Annotated in this window: 18 protein-coding genes and 1 pseudogene; all 19 read left to right on the top strand. The window is 49.0% G+C overall.

From position 1 onward, the window contains the following. Positions 1-93: 93 nt before the first annotated feature. Positions 94-1,629, top strand: a complete 1,536-nt coding sequence (locus SHK35_RS07085) for an NAD(P)H-hydrate dehydratase (RefSeq protein WP_318709229.1) — start codon at positions 94-96, stop codon at positions 1,627-1,629. Then, a complete protein-coding gene (gene alr / locus SHK35_RS07080; RefSeq protein ID WP_318709228.1) occupies positions 1,605-2,774 on the top strand; it encodes an alanine racemase in 1,170 nt (389 codons plus the stop codon). The genes SHK35_RS07085 and alr overlap by 25 nt, the downstream gene beginning before the upstream one ends. 88 nt (positions 2,775-2,862) lie before the next feature. After that, positions 2,863-3,204, top strand: coding sequence for a type II toxin-antitoxin system PemK/MazF family toxin (locus SHK35_RS07075; RefSeq protein ID WP_318705117.1), 342 nt, complete (start codon positions 2,863-2,865; stop codon positions 3,202-3,204). Between the two features lie 109 nt (positions 3,205-3,313). Next, positions 3,314-4,042, top strand: coding sequence for a YebC/PmpR family DNA-binding transcriptional regulator (locus SHK35_RS07070; RefSeq protein ID WP_318705513.1), 729 nt, complete (start codon positions 3,314-3,316; stop codon positions 4,040-4,042). A 55-nt stretch (positions 4,043-4,097) separates the two neighbouring features. Then, on the top strand, positions 4,098-5,381 hold the full coding sequence (locus SHK35_RS07065) for an O-acetylhomoserine aminocarboxypropyltransferase/cysteine synthase family protein (protein ID WP_318705512.1): 1,284 nt from the start codon (positions 4,098-4,100) through the stop codon (positions 5,379-5,381). Between the two features lie 16 nt (positions 5,382-5,397). Next, on the top strand, positions 5,398-6,363 hold the full coding sequence (locus SHK35_RS07060; RefSeq protein WP_318705510.1) for a glycosyltransferase family 2 protein: 966 nt from the start codon (positions 5,398-5,400) through the stop codon (positions 6,361-6,363). Between the two features lies 1 nt (position 6,364). Further along, positions 6,365-7,855: a glycosyltransferase family 39 protein gene (locus tag SHK35_RS07055; RefSeq protein ID WP_318709227.1), complete on the top strand. Its 1,491-nt coding sequence runs from the start codon at positions 6,365-6,367 to the stop codon at positions 7,853-7,855. A 119-nt stretch (positions 7,856-7,974) separates the two neighbouring features. After that, the gene (locus SHK35_RS07050; RefSeq protein WP_318709226.1) at positions 7,975-8,688 is read left to right on the top strand and encodes a ClpP family protease; all 714 of its coding nucleotides are present in this window, start codon (positions 7,975-7,977) and stop codon (positions 8,686-8,688) included. A gap of 97 nt (positions 8,689-8,785) precedes the next feature. Continuing rightward, positions 8,786-11,455 carry an FtsK/SpoIIIE family DNA translocase gene (locus SHK35_RS07045; RefSeq protein WP_318709225.1) on the top strand — a complete coding sequence of 890 codons (2,670 nt, stop codon included), beginning with the start codon at positions 8,786-8,788 and terminating at the stop codon, positions 11,453-11,455. 34 nt (positions 11,456-11,489) lie between these two features. Beyond that, on the top strand, positions 11,490-13,160 hold the full coding sequence (locus SHK35_RS07040; RefSeq protein WP_318705503.1) for a formate--tetrahydrofolate ligase: 1,671 nt from the start codon (positions 11,490-11,492) through the stop codon (positions 13,158-13,160). Between the two features lie 23 nt (positions 13,161-13,183). Further along, positions 13,184-13,255 (top strand): annotated as a pseudogene (locus SHK35_RS14280) (zinc-ribbon domain-containing protein); the annotation flags it as partial. A gap of 15 nt (positions 13,256-13,270) precedes the next feature. Beyond that, positions 13,271-14,653, top strand: coding sequence for a chitobiase/beta-hexosaminidase C-terminal domain-containing protein (locus SHK35_RS07035; protein WP_318709224.1), 1,383 nt, complete (start codon positions 13,271-13,273; stop codon positions 14,651-14,653). Between the two features lie 11 nt (positions 14,654-14,664). Next, entirely contained in the window at positions 14,665-15,543 is an 879-nt protein-coding gene (locus tag SHK35_RS07030) for a sulfide/dihydroorotate dehydrogenase-like FAD/NAD-binding protein (RefSeq protein ID WP_318705501.1), read from the top strand. A 68-nt stretch (positions 15,544-15,611) separates the two neighbouring features. Further along, complete coding sequence (gene gltA / locus SHK35_RS07025) at positions 15,612-17,003, top strand: NADPH-dependent glutamate synthase (protein WP_318709223.1); 1,392 nt, start codon at positions 15,612-15,614, stop codon at positions 17,001-17,003. A gap of 1 nt (position 17,004) precedes the next feature. Then, the gene (locus SHK35_RS07020) at positions 17,005-17,304 is read left to right on the top strand and encodes a Dabb family protein (protein WP_318705499.1); all 300 of its coding nucleotides are present in this window, start codon (positions 17,005-17,007) and stop codon (positions 17,302-17,304) included. A gap of 11 nt (positions 17,305-17,315) precedes the next feature. Next, positions 17,316-18,110 carry a hypothetical protein gene (locus SHK35_RS07015; RefSeq protein WP_318709222.1) on the top strand — a complete coding sequence of 265 codons (795 nt, stop codon included), beginning with the start codon at positions 17,316-17,318 and terminating at the stop codon, positions 18,108-18,110. Then, positions 18,107-18,586: a 23S rRNA (pseudouridine(1915)-N(3))-methyltransferase RlmH gene (gene rlmH, locus SHK35_RS07010; RefSeq protein WP_318705497.1), complete on the top strand. Its 480-nt coding sequence runs from the start codon at positions 18,107-18,109 to the stop codon at positions 18,584-18,586. The genes SHK35_RS07015 and rlmH overlap by 4 nt, the downstream gene beginning before the upstream one ends. Before the next feature lie 381 nt (positions 18,587-18,967). Continuing rightward, on the top strand, positions 18,968-19,384 hold the full coding sequence (locus SHK35_RS07005; protein WP_318709221.1) for an AraC family transcriptional regulator: 417 nt from the start codon (positions 18,968-18,970) through the stop codon (positions 19,382-19,384). After that, the gene (locus SHK35_RS07000; protein WP_318709220.1) at positions 19,381-19,971 is read left to right on the top strand and encodes an ATP-dependent Clp protease proteolytic subunit; all 591 of its coding nucleotides are present in this window, start codon (positions 19,381-19,383) and stop codon (positions 19,969-19,971) included. The genes SHK35_RS07005 and SHK35_RS07000 overlap by 4 nt, the downstream gene beginning before the upstream one ends. Positions 19,972-20,351: the final 380 nt, after the last annotated feature.

The following is a 20,351-nucleotide window of genomic DNA, read 5'->3' as shown; positions in this document are numbered from 1 at the left end:
TTCCTGTATCGTGAATAAAAAGGATTGTTGCAGAACAGTCCTTTTTGTTTTATACTTGGAATGCGCAAAGGACAGCGCAGAAATGAGGCAAATATGAAATATCTGGTCACTGCAGAGGAAATGAAAGAATATGACCGCAATACCATAGAAAGAATCGGCATTCCGGGCATGGTGCTTATGGAGAGAGCGGCACTGGCGGCACTTGGAGAAATCCGGAAGATTATGAAAAAATGCCGGGATCAGAGGAAAAGAGTGCTGATTCTTACCGGGATGGGGAACAATGGCGGAGACGGACTTGCATTGGCCAGGCTTCTTGCAGAGGAGTCCTGGGAGGTGGAGATATGGCATGTGGGAGAAAGAAAAAAGGCTTCTCCACAGTGGGAGAAGCAGTCTGCCATTCTGCAAAATTATCCTGTGAAAACAGGCAGCAAACCTTTCAGGGAGGAATATACTATTTTAATAGACGCTTTATTCGGAGTAGGACTTTCCAGAGAGGTGAAGGGAGAGTTCGCCCAGGCCATAGAAACCTTTAACAGCCTTTCGGGGTATAAGATAGCTCTGGACGTTCCAAGCGGCATTGATTCTGACACCGGACGGGTGCTGGGAACAGCCGTGAGGGCGGATATGACGGTGACCTTTGGATTTTTGAAAAGAGGGCTTGCCCTGTATCCGGGCTGTCTTTACTGCGGAGAGGTGAAGGTAGACGGCGTTGGAATCGGCGAAGCCAGTTTTTTTGGAAGAAAGCCGCAGATGTTTTGCTATGACGAAGATGCAGAGAGCCTTCTGCCCCCTCGGGACCTGGCGGGCAATAAGGGCACCTTTGGCAAGGTGGTTTTGGCGGCGGGCAGCAGGAATATGGCGGGTGCTGCAGTGCTGGCTGCCAGGGCTGCCTATCGGATAGGTGCCGGTATGGTCAAGGTGATCACGCCAGAGGAAAACAGAGTGATTCTGCAGCAGCAGGTGCCGGAGGCTTTGCTTGGGAGCCCAAAGGAGCTTTTGCAGAGTCTTAAGTGGGCGGATGTGATTGCCGCCGGCCCCGGACTTTCCACTGGAAAGCAGGCCCTGGAGCTTTTGCGGAGCCTGATCTTTGAAAGCAGCCTTCCCCTGGTGCTGGACGCAGATGCCTTGAACCTGCTTTCTGAGGAGAACACATTTTTTCAGGAGCTATCCAGACAGGGGGCGGCGGGCAGAAGGATGATTCTGACACCCCATGTGGGAGAGCTTTCCAGACTTATGGGGAAAACGATACAGGAGCTTAAGGAAAATCTGCCTGATGCAGGAGTAAGGCTTGCAGAAAGGCTTCACGCCGTCTTAGTGGTAAAGGATGCCCGTACCTTTGTGTGTCGGGAAGATGGGACTGTGTGCGTAAATCTGGCGGGCAACAGCGGCATGGCAACCGCTGGAAGCGGCGACGTTTTGGCGGGGGTGATAGCCGGACTGTGTGCACAGGGGATGGAACCCTTTGAGGCCGCTGCCGCAGGCGTGTGTCTGCATGCAAGGGCGGGAGACAAGGCAGCCTGCAGATGCGGTGAACACGGCCTGATGGCGGGAGACATTATTGAAAATATGGCATTTTGCCAGGATACGCAAAGGAAAGAAATCAGATGGACGAATGGAACGAGAAATTAAAGGCCTGTCAGAGAGGGTATGTGGAGATAAATCTGGATGCTATTGTGGAAAACATGTGCAGCATGAAAAAGCAGATCGGAGCGCATACAAAAATGCTGGGCGTGGTCAAGGCAGACGGCTATGGGCATGGCAGCGTTCCCATTGCCAGACGCCTTGAGGGGCTTGATTTTCTGTACGGCTTTGCTGTGGCTACGGTGGAGGAAGCTTACAAGCTGCGGCGCGCGGGAATCAAAAAGCCCATCCTTATTCTGGGCTATGCCTTTCCCGATTCTTATGAAATGCTTGCAAGATGGGAAATTCGTCCGGCAGTGTTCCGGGAGGACTCCCTTAAGGCGTTGTCCCAAGGGGCAAAAGCGGCGGGAAAGCGCCTTAAGGTGCATGTGAAGGTAGATACGGGAATGGGCAGGATTGGCATTATGCCAGACGATGAGGGACTTGCCTTTGTGCGCAGGCTTTCCATGGAGCCGGGGATTGAGATAGAGGGGATATTCACCCATTTTGCCAAAGCGGACACAAGGGATAAAACCAGCGCCCGACAGCAGCTTTGCATTTTCCAGGACTTTTTGAAAAGAATAGAAGAGGAGCTTGGCATCAAAATTCCCATAAAGCATTGTTCCAACAGCGCGGGGATTCTGGAGCTGCCGGAGGCGCACATGGATTTGGTCAGAGCAGGCATTGCCCTGTATGGACTTTATCCTTCCGGGGAGATGCGCAGGGATGTAGTACCCCTGCGGCCGGCTCTGTCCTGGTACAGCACAGTGATCTACCTAAAGACCATTCAAAAGGGTCAGAGCGTGGGCTATGGCTCTACCTTTACCGCAAAACGGGATACCCGGGTGGCCACGATTCCCATAGGCTATGGGGACGGCTATCCCCGCTCCCTGTCGGGAAAGGGGTATGTGCTGATCAGAGGGAAAAAGGCTCCCATATTAGGGAGAATCTGCATGGATCAGTTTATGGTGGACGTTTCAGAGATACCAAAGGCTGCCGAGGGTGACCGGGTGACGCTGCTTGGCGTTGACGGAAGAGAGCAGATCAGCGCAGAAGAGCTGGGGGAGCTGTCGGGACGTTTTCATTATGAATTGGTCTGCGACATTGGAACGAGAATCCCCAGAGTCTATCTCCAGGGCGGAGAAAAATTTTGAATACCTCCAGATAAAACGGCAATACTATCGTACAAACAACGAGAGCTGTAGACGGCGGAAGCTGCTTGTATGGCAGAATGGAGGAAAAATGAAAAGAGGAGATGTATATTACGCGGATTTAAGACCGGTCATCGGCTCGGAACAGGGAGGCATACGGCCAGTGCTGATCATCCAGAATGATGTGGGAAACAGGCACAGCCCCACCGTGATCTGCGCAGCCATTACCTCTAAGATGAACAAGGCAAAGCTTCCCACTCATATAGAATTGAACGCAAAGCTTTATGATATGGATAAGGACTCTGTGGTTTTATTGGAGCAGCTTAGGACGATTGATAAGAAGCGTCTCAAAGACAAGGTATGCCACCTGGACGGCGAGGTCATGCAAAGGGTGAACAAGGCCCTGATGATAAGCCTGGAATTGGATACATAAAGGACCCGGGCTTGCAGTTCTTGACGAATGATATGGAAAATGGTATATTTATGAAAAATGTCTTTATGCAGAAGGCTTTGCAGGATAGAAGGAACAAAAGGAGAAAACCATGTCAGGACATTCAAAATTTGCTAATATTAAACATAAAAAGGAGAAAAACGACGCCGCCAAGGGAAAGATTTTTACCATTATCGGAAGAGAGATCGCGGTAGCCGTGAAGGAGGGCGGACCGGACCCGGGCAACAATTTCAAGCTGGCCGCGGTGATCGCCAAGGCAAAAGCCAATAATATGCCAAATGACACCATTGAAAGGGGCATAAAGAAGGCGGCCGGAGACACGGGAAATGTAAATTATGAATATGTCACCTATGAAGGCTATGGACCAAGCGGCATCGCCATTATCGTAGATGCGCTTACAGACAATAAAAACCGCACCGCAGCCAATGTGAGAAGCGCCTTTACCAAGGGACAGGGAAATGTAGGCACACCCGGCTGCGTGTCCTTTATGTTTGACAAAAAGGGGCAGATTATCATTGATAAGGAAGAGTGCGATATGGAGGCGGACGATCTGATGATGCTTGCACTGGATGCAGGCGCGGAGGATTTTTCCGAGGAGGAGGACAGCTTTGAGGTGCTCACCGACCCCGACAGCTTCGAGGAGGTGAGGAAGGCCCTGGAGGACGCCGGCATTCCCATGCTGAGCGCTGAGGTGACCATGATTCCCCAGAATTATGTGGAGCTGACAGACGAAACGGCCATAAAGAACCTGCAGAAAACGCTGGATCTTTTGGATGAGGATGACGACGTACAGGCAGTTTATCACAACTGGGACGAATAAGGCGCACAGTAGCTTAGGCTGAAAGGCAAAAAGAGCGTGGAAATGAGGAAAAAAGATGGAAAATAATTACAAAAAAGAAACGATCTGTATTCAATCCGGATGGAAGCCTGTTAATGGACAACCCCGTGTGCTGCCCATTATTCAGAGCACTACCTTCAAATACGATACTTCAGAGCAGATGGGAAGGCTCTTCGATTTGGAAGAGAGCGGTTATTTTTATACAAGACTGCAGAATCCCACCAACGACTTTGTAGCCCAGAAGATTTGCGAGCTGGAGGGCGGAGCTGCCGCCATGCTTACCAGCTCCGGACAGGCTGCCAACTACTACGCCGTATTCAATATCTGTGAAGCGGGGGATCATGTGGTTTTGTCCTCCACGGTTTACGGCGGCACCTTCAATCTTTTGACGGTTACCATGAAAAAAATGGGAATTCAGTGTACGGTGGTAGACCCTGATGCACCGGAGGAGGAGATTGCAAAGGCATTTCAGGAGAATACCAAGTGTGTTCTTGCGGAGACCATTGCAAATCCGGCGCTGGTGGTTTTGGATATTGAAAAATTTGCGCGACTGGCCCATTCCCATCAGGTGCCTTTGATCGTAGATAATACCTTTGCCACACCCATAAACTGCAATCCTTTTTTATGGGGAGCGGATATCGTAACTCATTCCACTACAAAATATATGGACGGCCATGCTATGTGCGTGGGCGGCGCGATTGTAGATTCCGGCAACTTTGACTGGGAGAGCTGCCCGGAGAAATTCCCTGGACTGACCACTCCGGATGATTCTTACCACGGAATCACCTATACGAAAAAATTCGGCAAGGCAGCCTATATTACAAAGGCTACTGCACAGCTGATGCGGGACCTGGGGTCTATCCAGGCGCCTCAAAATGCTTTTCTTTTGAATATAGGTCTGGAAACGCTGCCTCTGCGCATGGAGAGGCACTGCGCAAACGCTCTGGCCGTGGCGGAGTACCTGGAGTCTCACGACAAGGTTGCATGGGTAAATTATCCGGGCTTAAAGAGCAGCAGGTATTATGAGCTGGCCAAGAAGTATATGCCAAAGGGAACCTGCGGCGTGATCTCCTTTGGATTAAAGGGCGGCAGAAAGGCTGCAGAAAAAATGATGGATCATTTAAAGCTGGCTGCGATTGTCACTCATGTGGCAGATGCAAGAACCTGTGTCCTTCATCCGGCAAGCCACACCCACAGACAGATGACGGACGAGCAGCTTGTGGAGGCGGGAGTAGCTCCTGATTTGATTCGTTTCTCCGTAGGTCTGGAGCATATGGATGATATTATCGCGGACCTGGAACAGGCCTTGCGGGAGGTATAATGCAAAAGGAGAGCGTATGGAGAGACTGGCGATTGTAGTTCCCTGCTATAATGAGGAGGAAGTGCTCAAGATTGCTTCCCAGGCTCTGCGGGAAGTACTGGATGATTTGGTGAAAAAGGAAAAGATAGCTGAGGACAGCTTTATTCTGTTTGTCAATGACGGAAGCAGGGACCGCACCTGGGAATTGATTGAGGAAGAACACAGAGCGCATCCCGTTCAGGTTTTCGGCGTGAAGCTGGCAGGCAATGTGGGACATCAGTTTGCGCTGACGGCAGGGCTCATTACTGCTATGGATATCAGTGATGTGACAATCTCCATAGATGCGGACCTGCAGGATGATGTGGCCGTGATTGAGGAGATGATCGATAAGTTTCATCAGGGCTGCGACATTGTATACGGTGTCAGAAAAGAGCGCAAAACGGACACTTTCTTTAAACGCACCACAGCCCAGGGCTTTTATAAGCTCATGGACCTTATGGGCGTAAAGACCGTTTACAATCACGCGGACTTTCGTTTGATGTCCAAGCGGGCAGTGGAGCAGTTTTCCAAGTATAAGGAGACCAATCTGTTCTTAAGAGGCATGATGCCTCTTCTGGGCTACCAGACAGACAGCGTCTATTATGACCGAAAGGAGCGGGTGGCCGGGGAGTCCAAATATCCCTTGAAAAAGATGCTTGCCCTTGCCTTTAACGGGATATCCTCCTTTAGTGTAAAGCCCATTAGTCTGATACTGGGAATCGGCCTGCTTATTGTTATAGTTTCGGTGCTGGCTCTCGTTTACGCCCTGATTTCCTATTTTACCGGACATGTGGTTCCCGGGTGGACTTCGCTGATTTTATCCATCTGGTTCCTGGGAGGCCTGCAGCTTCTTGCCATCGGTCTGGTGGGACAATATATCGGCAAGATTTATATCGAGGTGAAGCACAGACCACGCTATAATATTGAAAAAGTGTTGACCAGCGAAGAAATTAAGGAAGCTTGACATGAATTGGGAAAAAAACGGATTCAGCTATGCGCTGTGGCTTTTGTATAGTGCCGCAGCCATTGTTTTTTCGGTCTGTGTGGCGGTAAGCCTGTGCACAGAAAAGGGATATGAACCGCAGATAGGGCTTGTGTTGTGCATGGGGGCGTTTGCTGTGGCTGGGATTGCCACACTTTTTGTACATAAGGCTGCGGCAGCAATTTCAGATGGCGGGACTGCGGCAGCAGGACGCTTTTCCTTGCTTGTGCCGGAGTGTATCGGGGCAGTGGTTTTGCTTGCGGCAGGCATTTTTCTCCGGATACAGGCCATGCCCCAGACTCAGACACAGTCGGTTTATTTCGAGGCGGCAAAGGTTATGGAGGGACAGACGGTTCCCATGGTGGTGCATGGGGCTGTGTATGCCTACCTGCAGCTTCTGCATCTGCTTTGTCTGGTGTTTGGAAATAAAATGACTGCAGCCGTCATCTGCCAGATTGTTCTGCAGATGTGCGCTTTTGCGCTTCTCTATATAGGGGTGAAAAAAACAGCCGGAAGAGGGGCAGCATTGATTATGCTTGCCTTTGCCATGCTTTCACCGGGTATGATAAAGGAAGCAGTGGTTCTTTCCCCGGATATGCTGTTTCTGCTCTTTTTTGGGGTGGCTTTTGTGTCTGCAGCAAACCTGGCGGGAAAGAAAAGTCCTGTGGCATATTTATGTACCGGGCTTCTTGCCGGAATTGTGTGCTACTTTGATATAACAGGAAGTATCCTTCTTTTATTTCTCTGGAGCTTGGCTTTTTTAAAGGAGTCTGGCCTATCGGGCCGGATGCCTCTGCTTCTTTTGAGCCTGGCGGGCTTTTGCCTGGGACTTTTGGCGGTGATCTGCATAGACGCTCTTTCCAGCACAAAGAACGTGGGCAGTGTAATGGGGGCCTGGCTTAAGCTTTATAGTCCCGACAGTTTTTTGATTCCGGCGTTTTTGAATGCTGGAGCAATTTTCCCGGAGGGAATATTGCTTGCTTTCTGTCTGCTTCTTGGGGTGTTTGGCTTTTGGTGCAGAAAGGGAGCCGAGCGTCTGCGGGGCTTTACAATTCTGCTTTTTGCGCTGGGAGCGGCACAGTGCTTTGGGCTGGTAACCCAGGAGATGGACGGAGGAGTCTTATTCTTTTTTTTATTGTCCGTTCTGGCAGGCATAGGCGTTCAGGAAATATTTGCAGTGTCCGGTGCGGACGGTCAGCTGGAGGAAAGGGATAAACCAGAAGGTGAGGAACCGGAAACGGAGAAGGCAAAGGCAGAAGAACCGAAAACTCAAAAAGCGGATGCAGAGAACGGGGAGCTTGAGCTGATGCCGGAGTTTCAGGAAAAAGAGGCAAAGCCCAAGGTCAAATACATTGAAAATCCGCTTCCTCTGCCAAAGAGGCATGAAAGACGGACTATGGATTACAGACTGGGGTCTGACGACAGGGATGACTTTGACGTTGCCGTAAGCGACGATGATGATTTTGACATTTAAGCTGCGCATGAATCTGTAAAAAGCGTACATAATAGGAAAGACTGGATCAGAGAGATTCTGGTACAGTCTTTTTTTAGCGGCGCCTATAGCGTCCTAAAGACAGAAAGGAGAGAAGACAGATGGCGCAGGATGGAGAAAAGGAAAAAGACGGCAGAATTGAAGAAGAAAAACACAGGGATGAACGGATTGAGCAGACCGGACAGCTGACCTTGGATGAAAATGAGCAGAAGCAGAACATTCATCTGTTGACCATTATTGGAGAGATAGAGGGGCATGACAATCTTTCAGGCAGTTCAAAAACAACAAAATACGAACATATCCTTCCGCAGCTGGCGGCCATTGAGGACAGCAAGGAGATTCAGGGCCTGCTTGTTTTATTAAACACAATGGGGGGAGACGTGGAGGCGGGGCTTGCCATTGCGGAAATGATTGCCTCTTTGAGCAAGCCCTCGGTTTCCCTTGTGTTGGGAGGAAGTCATTCCATCGGCGTGCCAATTGCGGTGAGCACGGACTATTCTTACATTGTGCCTACAGGAACCATGGTGATACATCCCGTGCGGATGAACGGCATGGTGATCGGCGTGCCCCAGACCTTTGAATACTTTAAACTGATTCAGGATCGGATTACCGGCTTTGTGTGTGATCACTGTAAAATCAATAAAAGCCGCCTGGAAGAGCTGATGCTGGAAACCGGTGTGCTCACAAAGGATGTGGGAACCATCCTGGTGGGAGAAGAAGCGGTAAAGAATGGCATTATTGACGAGGTGGGCGGTGTGGACAAAGCAGTGCGCCGTCTGCACCAGATGATTGAAAAAAGAAAATCCGTGAAATAGTCCGGGTTTGTTAAATTGTATACATGGTGACAATCCGCCTGAAAAATGGTATACTCTTATAAGTGCATTTTAGATGGAAACAGAGAGGTATGAGGAAATGGCGGCAGCATCAGGCAAAAGAGCATCCTCTTCCAAAAAAAGAAGCGGAAATACAAATACTGCAAATTCAAATAAAAAAAAGAAAAATACCTATCAGAAGGCCCAGGACAGCGCACTGTTTCACGAGATAGGGCTGATTGTGCTGTTTGTGGCAATGGTGGTTTTATTTTGCTGCAATTTTGGGGTAATCGGTCCTGTGGGTGATTCCGTCAGCGCTGTCATGTTTGGGCTTTTTGGATGGACGGCTTATGCGGCTCCGGTTCTTCTTTTTCTGGCTGTGGCTTTTTGGTCGGCCAATGAAGGGAATCCCACTGCACTGCGCAAGGTGATAGCGGGCATCGTGCTGTTTTTGATGGCGGGGGTTGTCTGTGATCTGATTGCGGGAAACGGCAGCGGCATGGCGGCATATGATATCAAAGCCATTTACGAAAGCTCCAGTACAGGAAGGAATGGAGGCGGCGTATTGGCGGGCAGCCTCGCCTTTTTGCTGCATCATTATATGGAAACCATCGGTACGGTGCTGGTTGTCATTTTGTGCTCTACAATCAGCCTGATTCTTTTGACGGAGAAATCTCTGCTGCGCACGGTAAAGGACGGCTCAAGCCGGATGCGTGAAAGGAGCAGGGAGGACGCGGAAAGAAGAAGAGAATACACAAGACAGCGCAGAGAGGATCAGGAAGCTGCGAGAGCCAGAAGAGAAGAAGCGCGCAGGCTGAAGGCGGAGGAAAAGGAAAACGAAAGAATCCTGCGCATGGAGAAGAAGGTAACGGGGGTGATGCTGGACACCTCCCTGTCAAAGCCCTCACAGGAACGGCGAAGAGACGATATCCATGAGATTACCTTTTCCGGAGAAGCGGATTTTTCCCAGGAACAGAATTCCGCAGCACAAGCCAAAGAGGAACCGGATTTTGATTTTGAAAGAATCCAAATCCGCAGCGCGTATCAGTCTAATTCTCCTGAGCCTGTACAGGAGAACCGGGAGCCTTTGGAGGAGCCGGGGGAGGCAGCGCCGGAAAATGGGCTTTCAGACACCGTTGCGGCTTCCAGAATCCGCATCCACAAGGAGAGAATTCCGGAGGAGAGTTCCGCTGCTGTAAAGAGGCCGGAGAAAATGACTTCTGAAAAGCAGGAAAAGCCCCTTGGGGATACCAGAGAGGAGATACATAGGGACATTCAAAGCGCGGAAAAAAGAATTCCGAGAAAATATATGTTTCCACCGCTCTCAAGGCTTAAGAAGGGCGTGACGGCCACAGGAGATTCTACCAGAGAGCTCAAGGAGACGGCTCTTCGCCTGCAGCAGACGCTGAACACCTTCGGCGTGAGGGTCACCATCACCGATATCAGTCAGGGGCCCAGCGTAACCCGTTATGAGCTGCAGCCGGAGCAGGGCGTGAAGGTGTCGAAGATCGTGGGGCTTGCGGACGATATTAAGCTGAATCTTGCGGCTACGGATATTCGTATTGAAGCGCCTATCCCCGGCAAGGCGGCTATCGGCATTGAGGTTCCAAACAAGGAAAATATGCCGGTGGCTCTGCGTGATCTTTTGGAGACCAAAGAATTCAAGGAGTTTCCCTCTAATCTTGCCTTTGCGGTGGGAAAGGATATCGCGGGCAAGGTGGTGGTGGCGGATATTGCAAAGATGCCTCATATGCTGATTGCAGGTGCAACAGGCTCCGGAAAATCCGTGTGTATCAACACGCTGATCATGAGCATTCTCTACAAGGCCCATCCTGATGATGTAAAGCTGATCATGGTTGACCCAAAGGTGGTGGAGTTAAGCGTCTATAATGGGATACCCCATCTTTTGATTCCGGTGGTCACGGACCCGAAAAAGGCCTCTGCAGCCCTTCACTGGGGGGTGAGTGAGATGGAGGACCGCTACCGCAAATTTGCGGATTTCAACGTGCGTGATTTAAAGGGCTATAACCAAAAGGTGGAGGCCATGCGGGAAAGGGGCGATGAGACGGCTCCCGGAAAGCTGCCCCAGATTGTCATTATCGTGGATGAGCTGGCGGATCTTATGATGGTCTGTCCCGGGGAGGTGGAGGAATCTATCTGCCGTCTGGCACAGCTGGCCAGAGCTGCGGGGATTCATCTGATCATTGCAACACAGAGACCAAGCGTTGATGTAATCACCGGCTTAATCAAGGCCAATATGCCCAGCCGTGTGGCATTTTCCGTTTCCAGCGGTGTGGATTCCCGTACGATTCTTGATATGAACGGTGCGGAGAAGCTTTTGGGAAAAGGCGACATGCTGTTTTATCCACAGGGGTATTCCAAGCCTGCCCGCATACAAGGGGCCTTTGTGTCTGACAAGGAGGTTTCCGATGTGGTGGACTTTCTCAAAAATCAGGCGCTGGGCAACACCTATGCGGAGGACATTGAAAAAAAAATAAAGACCATGGGAAGCGCTTCCGGAGGAGGAAGCGGCTCCGGCCAGGCCGGGCAGAGGGACGAGTACTTTGCGGAGGCCGGCAGATTTATCATTGACAAGGACAAAGCCTCCATAGGCATGCTGCAGCGCGTGCTCAAGGTGGGATTTAACAGAGCCGCCAGGATTATGGATCAGCTGTGTGAGTACGGTGTGGTGGGTGAGGAGGAAGGCACCAAGCCCAGAAAAGTATTAATGAGTATGGAGCAGTTCGAGCAGCTTTTGGAAGAAATATAAGCAGAATCTAGGAGTAAGAGAGGTTGACAACGCCATGAAAACAGATATTCAGATTGCCCAGGAAGCAGTTATGAAGCCTATTACAGAGATTGCCCGGACCATTGGCATTGAGGAAGGAGAGCTGGAGCTTTACGGAACCTATAAGGCCAAGCTTTCGGAAGCGTATATGGAGAGAATGAAGGGGCAGCCGGACGGAAAGCTCATCCTGGTAACTGCCATCAACCCTACGCCGGCGGGAGAGGGAAAGACCACTACCAGCATAGGGCTGGGGCAGGCATTTGGCAAATTGGGAAAGAAGGCCATTCTGGCCTTGAGAGAGCCGTCGCTGGGTCCCTGCTTTGGCGTTAAGGGAGGCGCCGCAGGGGGCGGCTATGCCCAGCTGGTGCCTATGGAGGATTTGAATCTTCATTTTACGGGGGATTTTCATGCTGTTACCTCCGCCAACAATCTTTTGGCGGCGCTTATTGACAATCATATCCAGCAGGGAAATGAGCTGGGGATCGACCCAAGACAGATTGTCTGGAAGAGATGCGAGGATATGAATGACAGAGCCTTGCGGAATGTGGTGATCGGTCTTGGGGGACGTACGGATGGGTTTGTGAGAGAGGATCACTTTGTAATCACAGTGGCAAGCGAGATCATGGCGATTTTGTGCCTTGCGGAGGATATGAAAGATCTGAAGGAGCGGCTTGGCAAAATTGTAGCAGCCTACAATTTTGACGGAGAGCCTGTCACGGCGGGAGATTTGAAGGCGGTGGGCGCTATGGCTGCCCTTCTTAAGGATGCCCTGAAGCCGAACCTGATACAGACCCTGGAGCATACGCCGGCGCTGGTGCATGGAGGCCCTTTTGCCAACATTGCCCATGGGTGTAATTCCGTGCGGGCGACCAAGGCGGCGCTTAAGATGGCGGATTATTGTATTACAGAGGCTGGCTTCGGCGCTGATCTGGGAGCGGAAAAGTTTTTTGATATCAAATGCCGTATTTCGGGTCTTAAGCCCGATGCGGCGGTGCTGGTGGCCACCGTCAGGGCGTTAAAGTATAATGGAGGAGCGGCAAAGGCTGATTTAAACAAGGAAGATGTGGCTGCTTTGAAAAAGGGCATTGTAAACCTGGAAAAGCACATTGAGAATCTGAAGAAGTTTGGTGTTCCCGTGGTGGTGACTTTAAATTCCTTTGCCACGGATACCGTGGAAGAGGTTTCCTTTGTAAAAGATTTCTGTGAAGAGAGAGGGTGTGAGTTTGCCCTTTCCCAGGTCTGGGAAAAGGGAGGCGAAGGAGGCATAGAGCTGGCCCGGAAGCTGATGGAAACCTTGGAAAAAAAGGAGAGCCGTTTTCATGTGCTGTATGAGGATGACCTTGGGTTGCGGGAAAAAATCACTATGATAGCAAAGGAAGTCTATGGCGCAAACTGCGTGAATTTTTCACCTGCGGCTGCAAGACAGCTGGAAAAGCTGGAAAAGCTGGGTTTTGGCGCGCTTCCGGTATGTATGGCGAAAAATCAGTATTCCCTGTCCGACGATCCTGCTTTGTTGGGACGTCCGGAAAATTTTGAGATCAATGTGAGAGAAGCTTACGTTTCAGCAGGTGCTGGATTTGTGGTGGCGCTTACGGGAGCGGTCATGACCATGCCAGGACTGCCCAAGAGCCCGGCGGCCTATCGTATAGATGTAGATGAAAATGGTGTGATTACCGGTCTCTTTTAAGGAATTGAACTTGCGGGAAAGGTATGGAATTTATGAAGTGTCCAAATTGCGGGGCGGAGATAAGGGAGGGGTCTCTTTATTGCGAACATTGCGGTGAAGACATTCACATTGTGCCTGATTTTGAACCGGAGGTAGAATTTAGTCTTGAACAGACCTTAAGCGGCATTGTGGAGGAGCTTGGAGACAGTAAGAGCGAGAAAATTGCGGAACCGGAAGAGAATGCTTCAGGGAAACAGAACAAGGAGCATGGCCGGAAAAGAGCAAAAAGGCGAAAAAAGAAGCTGGCTCTGCTCATAGGTGGCTGTGTGTTTCTGGGGCTGCTTATATCGGCTGCTGTCTGGTCTGTTGCAATTTACCGGTACAATTCTCTTGATTATCAGGTACAAAGGGCGGTACAATGTGTGGAGAGCGGACAATACGATCAGGCGGTGGGTTATTACAGCCGGGCTCTTTCGCTGGACGAAAACAACATTGAGCTGAAATTTGCCCTGGCTGAAGCCTATTTTTTAAAGAACAATAGGATCGAATACGAGTATCTTCTGCGGGAAATCGTAAAGGACGCCGATGCAACCACACAGCAGCTGGAGAGAGCTTACGGCAAGCTCATTGCCATTTACCGTGCCAGGGAGAATTACCAGACCATAAACGATTTGATTTTGGGAAGTGAGAACAGCTCCATTATTTCCACCTATCAGAGTTATATCGCAATGGCTCCGGAATTCAGCATACCGGAGGGCTATTACAATGAGGTACAGCCTCTAAAGCTTACGGCGTTCGGCTCCGGCCGGATTTATTATACGCTGGACGGCAGCGAACCGGATGAAAACAGCAGCCAGTATACGGCTCCTATCATACTGGAGGATGGAGATTACATCATCAAGGCTTATTTTGTGAATGAGAATGGAATCGTCAGCGAATGCGTCACAAAAGAGTATCATATTGACATTGAGGAGATTCCGGCTCCGGAGATCAGCGCGGTGAGCGGCGAATACAATTTTCCTATCTACATTGAGGTTTTGAGCGATGCGGAGGATGTGTATTACACAACGGACGGCACAACGCCCACCTATTCCTCCACACCATATACAGGACCGATTCCCATGCCCCTTGGCAAATCCGTATTCCGATTTGCCAAAATTGTAGACGGAAGGTGCGGAAACGTCTCGGAGAGAACCTATCAGCTTGAGATGAATACGGAGTTCACCCCACAGGATGCGGAGACTGCAGTGGTGGAGTATATCGTTTCCACCGGAAAGATTTTTGACGAAAATGGCTATTTTAATGAGACGAACGCCAGATATCTGTATCAGTATCAATATGTGACGAACATCAGTGAGATAGATGATTTTTATGTGATATCTGAAATTTTTGAGGATGCAGACGGAATCCGCACAAAAACAGGCAGTCATTTTGCAGTAAACGCATATACGGGGGCGGTTTTTAAGCTGCAGACAGATGAAAACAATCAACTTACATTAGTTGAAATAGAATAGAGAGGTGTGTTATGTATAGGATTGCGAAAAAAAAGGAGCTTACCGCCAATATTTATTTGATGGAGGTGGAGGCAGAGAGAGTGGCAAAATCCTGCGAGCCGGGACAGTTTGTCATTGTCCGCACGGACAGCCAGGGGGAGAGAATCCCTTTGACCATCTGTGACTACGACAGAGAAAGGGGAACGGTTACCATTGTATTCCAAAGCGTGGGCGCGGGAACACAGATCATGGCCCATCTGGAGGAGGGAGACAGCTTTCACGATTTTGTGGGGCCCTTGGGCTGTGCTTCTGAGTTTGTAAAGGAAGATATAGAGGAGCTTAAGAAAAAGAAAATTCTCTTTGTGGCTGGAGGCGTGGGGGCGGCGCCGGTGTATCCCCAGGTAAAATGGCTGCATGAAAGAGGAATTTCGGCGGATGTGATTGTTGGCTGCAAGACGAAAAGCCTGTTAATTTTGGAAGAGGAAATGAAGGCAGTTGCCGGAAACCTTTACATTACCACCGATGACGGTTCCTATGGCAGAAGCGGCATGGTGACGAAAACCATACAGGATCTGGTGGATGAGGGCAAAAAGTATGATGTGTGTGTAGCCATTGGGCCCATGATAATGATGAAATTCGTATGCCAGCTTACAAAACAGTTAAACCTTCCTACGGTTGTGAGCTTAAATCCCATTATGGTAGATGGCACTGGAATGTGCGGAGCATGCCGGGTCACGGTAGGCGGGCAGGTAAAATTTGCCTGTGTGGACGGACCGGAATTTGACGGTCATGCAGTGAATTTTGACGAGGCCATGAGACGCCAGCAGATTTACAAAACCGCAGAGGGAAGAGCCATGTTAAAGCTGCAGGAGGGAGATACCCATCACGGAGGCTGCGGCATCTGCAGCTAGGGGATTTTAAGCTGCAGTTATCTAAAGAATCGAAGAATTTCGGAAACAGTTCAATCATGGAGGGAACAATGGACGTATTAAAAAAGGTGCCTGTCAGAGAACAGGACGCAAAGGAACGTGCAGCCAACTTTAAAGAGGTATGCCTTGGATATAACAAGGAGGAGGCCATGGAGGAGGCAGCCAGGTGTATCAACTGCAAAAACGCTCAGTGCGTCAAGGGCTGTCCTGTTGCAATCAATATTCCCGGCTTTATCCAAAAGGTAAAGGAAGGAGAGATCGAGGAGGCTTATCAGATTATCAGTGAAGCCAGCGCGCTTCCGGCAGTTTGTGGGCGTGTCTGCCCACAGGAGAGCCAGTGTGAAGGGAAATGTATCAGAGGAATCAAGGGTGATCCCATTTCTATCGGCAAGCTGGAGCGTTTTGTGGCAGACTGGGCCAGAGAAAACGGCATCAAGCCGGCGGGTCCCAAGGAGAAAAAAGGAAAGAAGGTTGCTGTGATCGGTTCCGGACCTGCAGGACTTACCTGTGCGGGCGATTTAGCCAAAATGGGTTATGAGGTGACAATCTTTGAAGCGCTTCACGAGCCGGGAGGCGTTTTGGTATACGGCATACCGGAGTTTCGTCTCCCCAAAAAGGAAGTGGTGGAGAAGGAGATCGAAAACGTGAAATCCCTTGGGGTAACCATAGAGACCAATGTGGTGGTGGGAAAATCTGTGACCATCGATGAGCTCTTGGAGGAAGAGGGCTTTGACGCGGTGTTTATCGGCTCCGGCGCGGGACTGCCCAAATTTATGGGGATTCCCGGAGAAAATTCCAACGGCGTATTTTCCGCAAATGAATATCTGACCAGAAACAATCTGATGAAATCCTTTGATCCTGACTCCAACACACCCATTATGCACGGTAAGAAGGTGGCGGTGGTAGGCGGAGGAAATGTGGCCATGGACGCTGCCCGGACGGCGCTGCGCCTGGGCGCTGAGGTGCACATTGTATACCGCAGAAGCGAAGAGGAGCTGCCCGCCAGAGTGGAGGAGGTGCATCATGCCAAGGAGGAAGGGATTATATTTGATCTGCTGACCAATCCTACGGAAATCCTTGCGGATGACAAGGGCTGGGTAACTGGCATGAGATGTATCAGAATGGAGCTGGGAGAACCGGATGCCTCAGGACGCCGCCGCCCGGTGGAAATCCCGGGCTCAGAGTTTGTCATGGAGCTGGATACGGTGATCATGTCCCTGGGAACCTCTCCCAATCCCTTGATTTCATCCACAACGGAGGGGCTTGAGGTCAATAAGTGGAAGTGTATTATTGCGGACGAGGCTGACGGAAAAACCACCAAAGAAGGCGTTTATGCGGGCGGGGACGCTGTCACCGGAGCTGCCACCGTTATTTTGGCCATGGGCGCAGGAAAGGCGGCGGCCAAGGGAATAGACGAATACTTAAGCGGAAAGGAATCGTAAAATGGTTAAGCATATTGTACTGTGGAATTTTGTGGAGGAGCTTACGACACAGGAGCGCACACAGGCGGGAGAGAAGATGAAGCAGCTTTTAGAGCCCATCAAAGAGCGTGTTCCGGGGGCTGTAGACATCCAGGTGATTATGAATGAACAGGAATCCAGCAACCGGGATGTGGCTTTGATTTCTACCTTTGAGACCCTGGAGGCTCTGGCGGAATATCAGAAGCATCCGGATCATGTGTCCGCAGGAAAGTATATCAGAAGCGTTACCTGCAACAGAGCCTGCATGGATTACGAGTTTTAGGAGGAAGGATTATGCCCTGGTGTCCCAAATGCAAGAATGAGTATCGTGAAGGAATCACCGTATGCGCAGACTGCGGGTGCGAGCTGGTGAATGAGGAGCAGATGGAGGAGCTTGTTTCTGTCATTTTCGGGGAGGAGGAACAGATGACTTCCCTGAAGGCGTTTTTGGAGTATCAGCAGATTGAGGGCGCCGTGATCCGCTATGACGAGCAGGATCAGGTTTTCGAGCTGCTTGTAAGGAAAAACGACAGGGAACGGGCTTTGGAAATTGCCAGGATTTTTTTGGAGCAGGAGGGCTCCCTTTCGCAAAACCGGGAGGAAAAAGAGGAAAAATCCACAGTTTATGAAAAGAGTGAACAAAAGGCGGAGGATAATCGTTCCTCTGCCTGGACGCTGTTAGTTGTGGGCGGCGCAGGCCTGGTATTTCTAATACTGGGAATGGGGGGAGTGCTTCCCTTTTCTGTGGGCAATCCCTATTTGTTTTACGGTGTGATGAGCGCTGTATTTCTCCTTTTTATTGTGATGGGCGTAGTTTCCATGAAAAATGCCAGGGTATTTGAGAAGAAAGCGGAATCGGAGAATACCCTTCGTGAAACGTTGGAGAAGTGGTGCAGAGAAAATCTGGACGCTGAAGAAATCGACAAGGAGCTTGGAGATGTGTCAGGGGATGGGGAAGAGATTCTCTACTTTAAGCGGTATGAGAAACTGAAAGAGAAGCTGAATCATCAGTTTATGAATCTGGATCAGGCCTTTCTGGAAAATCTTATCGACGAAACCATATATGATATGGTGTTTGGAGATATATGAAAATCACAGTAGTATGTGTGGGAAAAATCAAGGAAAAATTTTACAGGGATGCTGTTTCAGAATATGAGAAGCGTCTGAGCAGATACTGCAGATTTGAAATTCTGGAGGTGGCGGACGAAAAAACCCCGGAGGGCGCGGGGAGCGCTTTGGAGGAGCAGATCAAGGAAAAAGAGGGGAAGCGGATTCTGGCCAGGATAAAAGAGGATGCGTATGTGTGCACCCTTGAGATCGGAGGCAGAAAATTTTCCTCGGAGGGCTTTGCGGCCTATCTGGAGAAGGCTGCTTTAAGCGGAAAAAGCAATATCGTTTTTGTGATCGGCGGCTCCCTCGGACTGCATCAGTCTGTGCTTGACCGGTCGGATCAGGCTGTCAGCTTTTCGGATATGACCTTTCCGCACCAGCTCATGAGAGTGATTTTAAGTGAACAGATTTACCGGGCTTTTCGGATTATTCACAAGGAGCCGTACCATAAGTAAGGGCGGTTTGTCGCATTTGGATATGATATAGTGTGAAGTAATGAATCAAATAAAACGTTTGGAAAGAGAGTGGACAAATAGTGTTTCACTCTTTTTTCGTAGAACCGAGAAATGAATGCTCATGTACGGTAAAGAAGCAAGCAACCGAAAACAACAGATAGACTGCCAGCACCACATTATTTCGAACCAAAGACCAAAAGACAAGCACCATGGGAATGTGTATAACTTGCTATTCCCACAATGCCGACGACTACGGAATCCCTTTCATTCCTCATGTCAAATAGCATAAATTTAAAAATTTGGTACCAAAATAGCATTTTTTATTAAGACAACGCATATTTAAACTTGCTATAATAAATAAGAGTGCAAGGAGGATATAGGATGAAACACCAAAAAGAAGTTGTTAAAAAAGTCATAGATTATATCGAGAAGAATTTAGAGAAAGAAATTGACTTAGATAATATATCAAAAAATGTTGGTTATTCCAAATTCTACCTTAATCGCATTTTTACAGAGTATACAGGAATTACCATGTATAAATATTTACAAAGCCGCAGGCTCACTGTCGCTGCTGAAAAACTGGTAAAAACAGATAAGCCAATAATGCAAATTGCGTATGAAGCTGGATATGATACACAACAATCATTTTCATTTGCTTTTAAACAAATATATTTATATCCACCTAAAATTTATAGGGACATGGGAATCTTTATACCAAAACAAAACAGAATTTCTTTGTGTTGTTCCTATATCTCTAGTTACAAATTTATTACACAAATTAAGGAGATTGCTGCATGAGTACGATACCTTATGTTATTGAACAGACAAGCCGTGGAGAAAGAAGTTACGATATTTTTTCACGGTTACTATCCGACAGAATTGTTTTTTTGGGGGAAGAAGTAAGCGATATGTCAGCCAGTCTGATTATTGCTCAAATGTTGTTTTTAGAAGCACAAGACCCCGAAAAAGATATACAGTTATATATAAACAGTCCTGGAGGTTCTGTATCAGCCGGTTTTGCTATTTATGATACAATGCAATATATAAAATGTGATGTTTCAACTATTTGTATTGGTCTTGCCGCCAGCTTTGGAGCTTTTTTATTAGCTGGTGGAACGAAAGGAAAACGTATCGCTTTGCCAAACGCAGAAATAATGATACACCAACCAGCAATTCACGGAAATGGCATTCAGGGACAGGCAACAGATATAAAAATAACATCCGACCATATACAAAAAAGCAAAGAACGCCTAAACTCTATTTTAGCAGAGAATACTGGAAAAAGCATTGAGGAAATTGCCCTTGCAACAGAACGTGATAATTATATGTCAGCAACCGAGGCAATGGATTTTGGGTTAATTGATAAAATCATAGATAAGCGTTGAAATGTTTCATGTGAATACTTAAAAATCCAATCGCACATATGCTCAAGCTATACAAGAGCGTTGGCGCGAATTGGGGCTATTAGCAAAGCCAGCCGAGCCAGTCAACGGCAAGTAAATGGGCTACGCCCACCATTGACAGCCCCGCCTGTCTTTGCTGGTAGGCAGCTAAGGGGCGACAGCAAAAAGTGCTGCCGCCCTTTCTCATCATTCAGAAAGGGGGAATTTCCATGACCGAGTTAGAATATCAAGAATATATCCGGCATACGCACAATGCCTATTGCAAGATTGTCATTCGCCATGCAGTCATAGATAAAATTTTGAATCTGCGCCGGAGGTGGGAACGGGAAGTTTCCCTTGACTATCTGATGAATGAGAAGTTT

The sequence above is a fragment of the Candidatus Acetatifactor stercoripullorum genome, assembly GCF_944382095.1.
GTDB classification, from domain to species: domain Bacteria; phylum Bacillota; class Clostridia; order Lachnospirales; family Lachnospiraceae; genus Acetatifactor; species Acetatifactor stercoripullorum.
This window is presented reverse-complemented; position numbering and strand designations above follow the sequence as displayed.

Bases quoted from the DNA above. Each gene is read 5' to 3' on its own strand.
- SHK35_RS07085 (WP_318709229.1), top strand. From the start codon at position 94: ATGAAATATCTGGTCACTGCAGAGGAAATGAAAGAATATGACCGCAAT.
- alr (WP_318709228.1), top strand. From the start codon at position 1,605: ATGGACGAATGGAACGAGAAATTAAAGGCCTGTCAGAGAGGGTATGTG.
- SHK35_RS07075 (WP_318705117.1), top strand. From the start codon at position 2,863: ATGAAAAGAGGAGATGTATATTACGCGGATTTAAGACCGGTCATCGGC.
- SHK35_RS07070 (WP_318705513.1), top strand. From the start codon at position 3,314: ATGTCAGGACATTCAAAATTTGCTAATATTAAACATAAAAAGGAGAAA.
- SHK35_RS07065 (WP_318705512.1), top strand. From the start codon at position 4,098: ATGGAAAATAATTACAAAAAAGAAACGATCTGTATTCAATCCGGATGG.
- SHK35_RS07060 (WP_318705510.1), top strand. From the start codon at position 5,398: ATGGAGAGACTGGCGATTGTAGTTCCCTGCTATAATGAGGAGGAAGTG.
- SHK35_RS07055 (WP_318709227.1), top strand. From the start codon at position 6,365: ATGAATTGGGAAAAAAACGGATTCAGCTATGCGCTGTGGCTTTTGTAT.
- SHK35_RS07050 (WP_318709226.1), top strand. From the start codon at position 7,975: ATGGCGCAGGATGGAGAAAAGGAAAAAGACGGCAGAATTGAAGAAGAA.
- SHK35_RS07045 (WP_318709225.1), top strand. From the start codon at position 8,786: ATGGCGGCAGCATCAGGCAAAAGAGCATCCTCTTCCAAAAAAAGAAGC.
- SHK35_RS07040 (WP_318705503.1), top strand. From the start codon at position 11,490: ATGAAAACAGATATTCAGATTGCCCAGGAAGCAGTTATGAAGCCTATT.
- SHK35_RS07030 (WP_318705501.1), top strand. From the start codon at position 14,665: ATGTATAGGATTGCGAAAAAAAAGGAGCTTACCGCCAATATTTATTTG.
- gltA (WP_318709223.1), top strand. From the start codon at position 15,612: ATGGACGTATTAAAAAAGGTGCCTGTCAGAGAACAGGACGCAAAGGAA.
- SHK35_RS07020 (WP_318705499.1), top strand. From the start codon at position 17,005: ATGGTTAAGCATATTGTACTGTGGAATTTTGTGGAGGAGCTTACGACA.
- SHK35_RS07015 (WP_318709222.1), top strand. From the start codon at position 17,316: ATGCCCTGGTGTCCCAAATGCAAGAATGAGTATCGTGAAGGAATCACC.
- rlmH (WP_318705497.1), top strand. From the start codon at position 18,107: ATGAAAATCACAGTAGTATGTGTGGGAAAAATCAAGGAAAAATTTTAC.
- SHK35_RS07005 (WP_318709221.1), top strand. From the start codon at position 18,968: ATGAAACACCAAAAAGAAGTTGTTAAAAAAGTCATAGATTATATCGAG.
- SHK35_RS07000 (WP_318709220.1), top strand. From the start codon at position 19,381: ATGAGTACGATACCTTATGTTATTGAACAGACAAGCCGTGGAGAAAGA.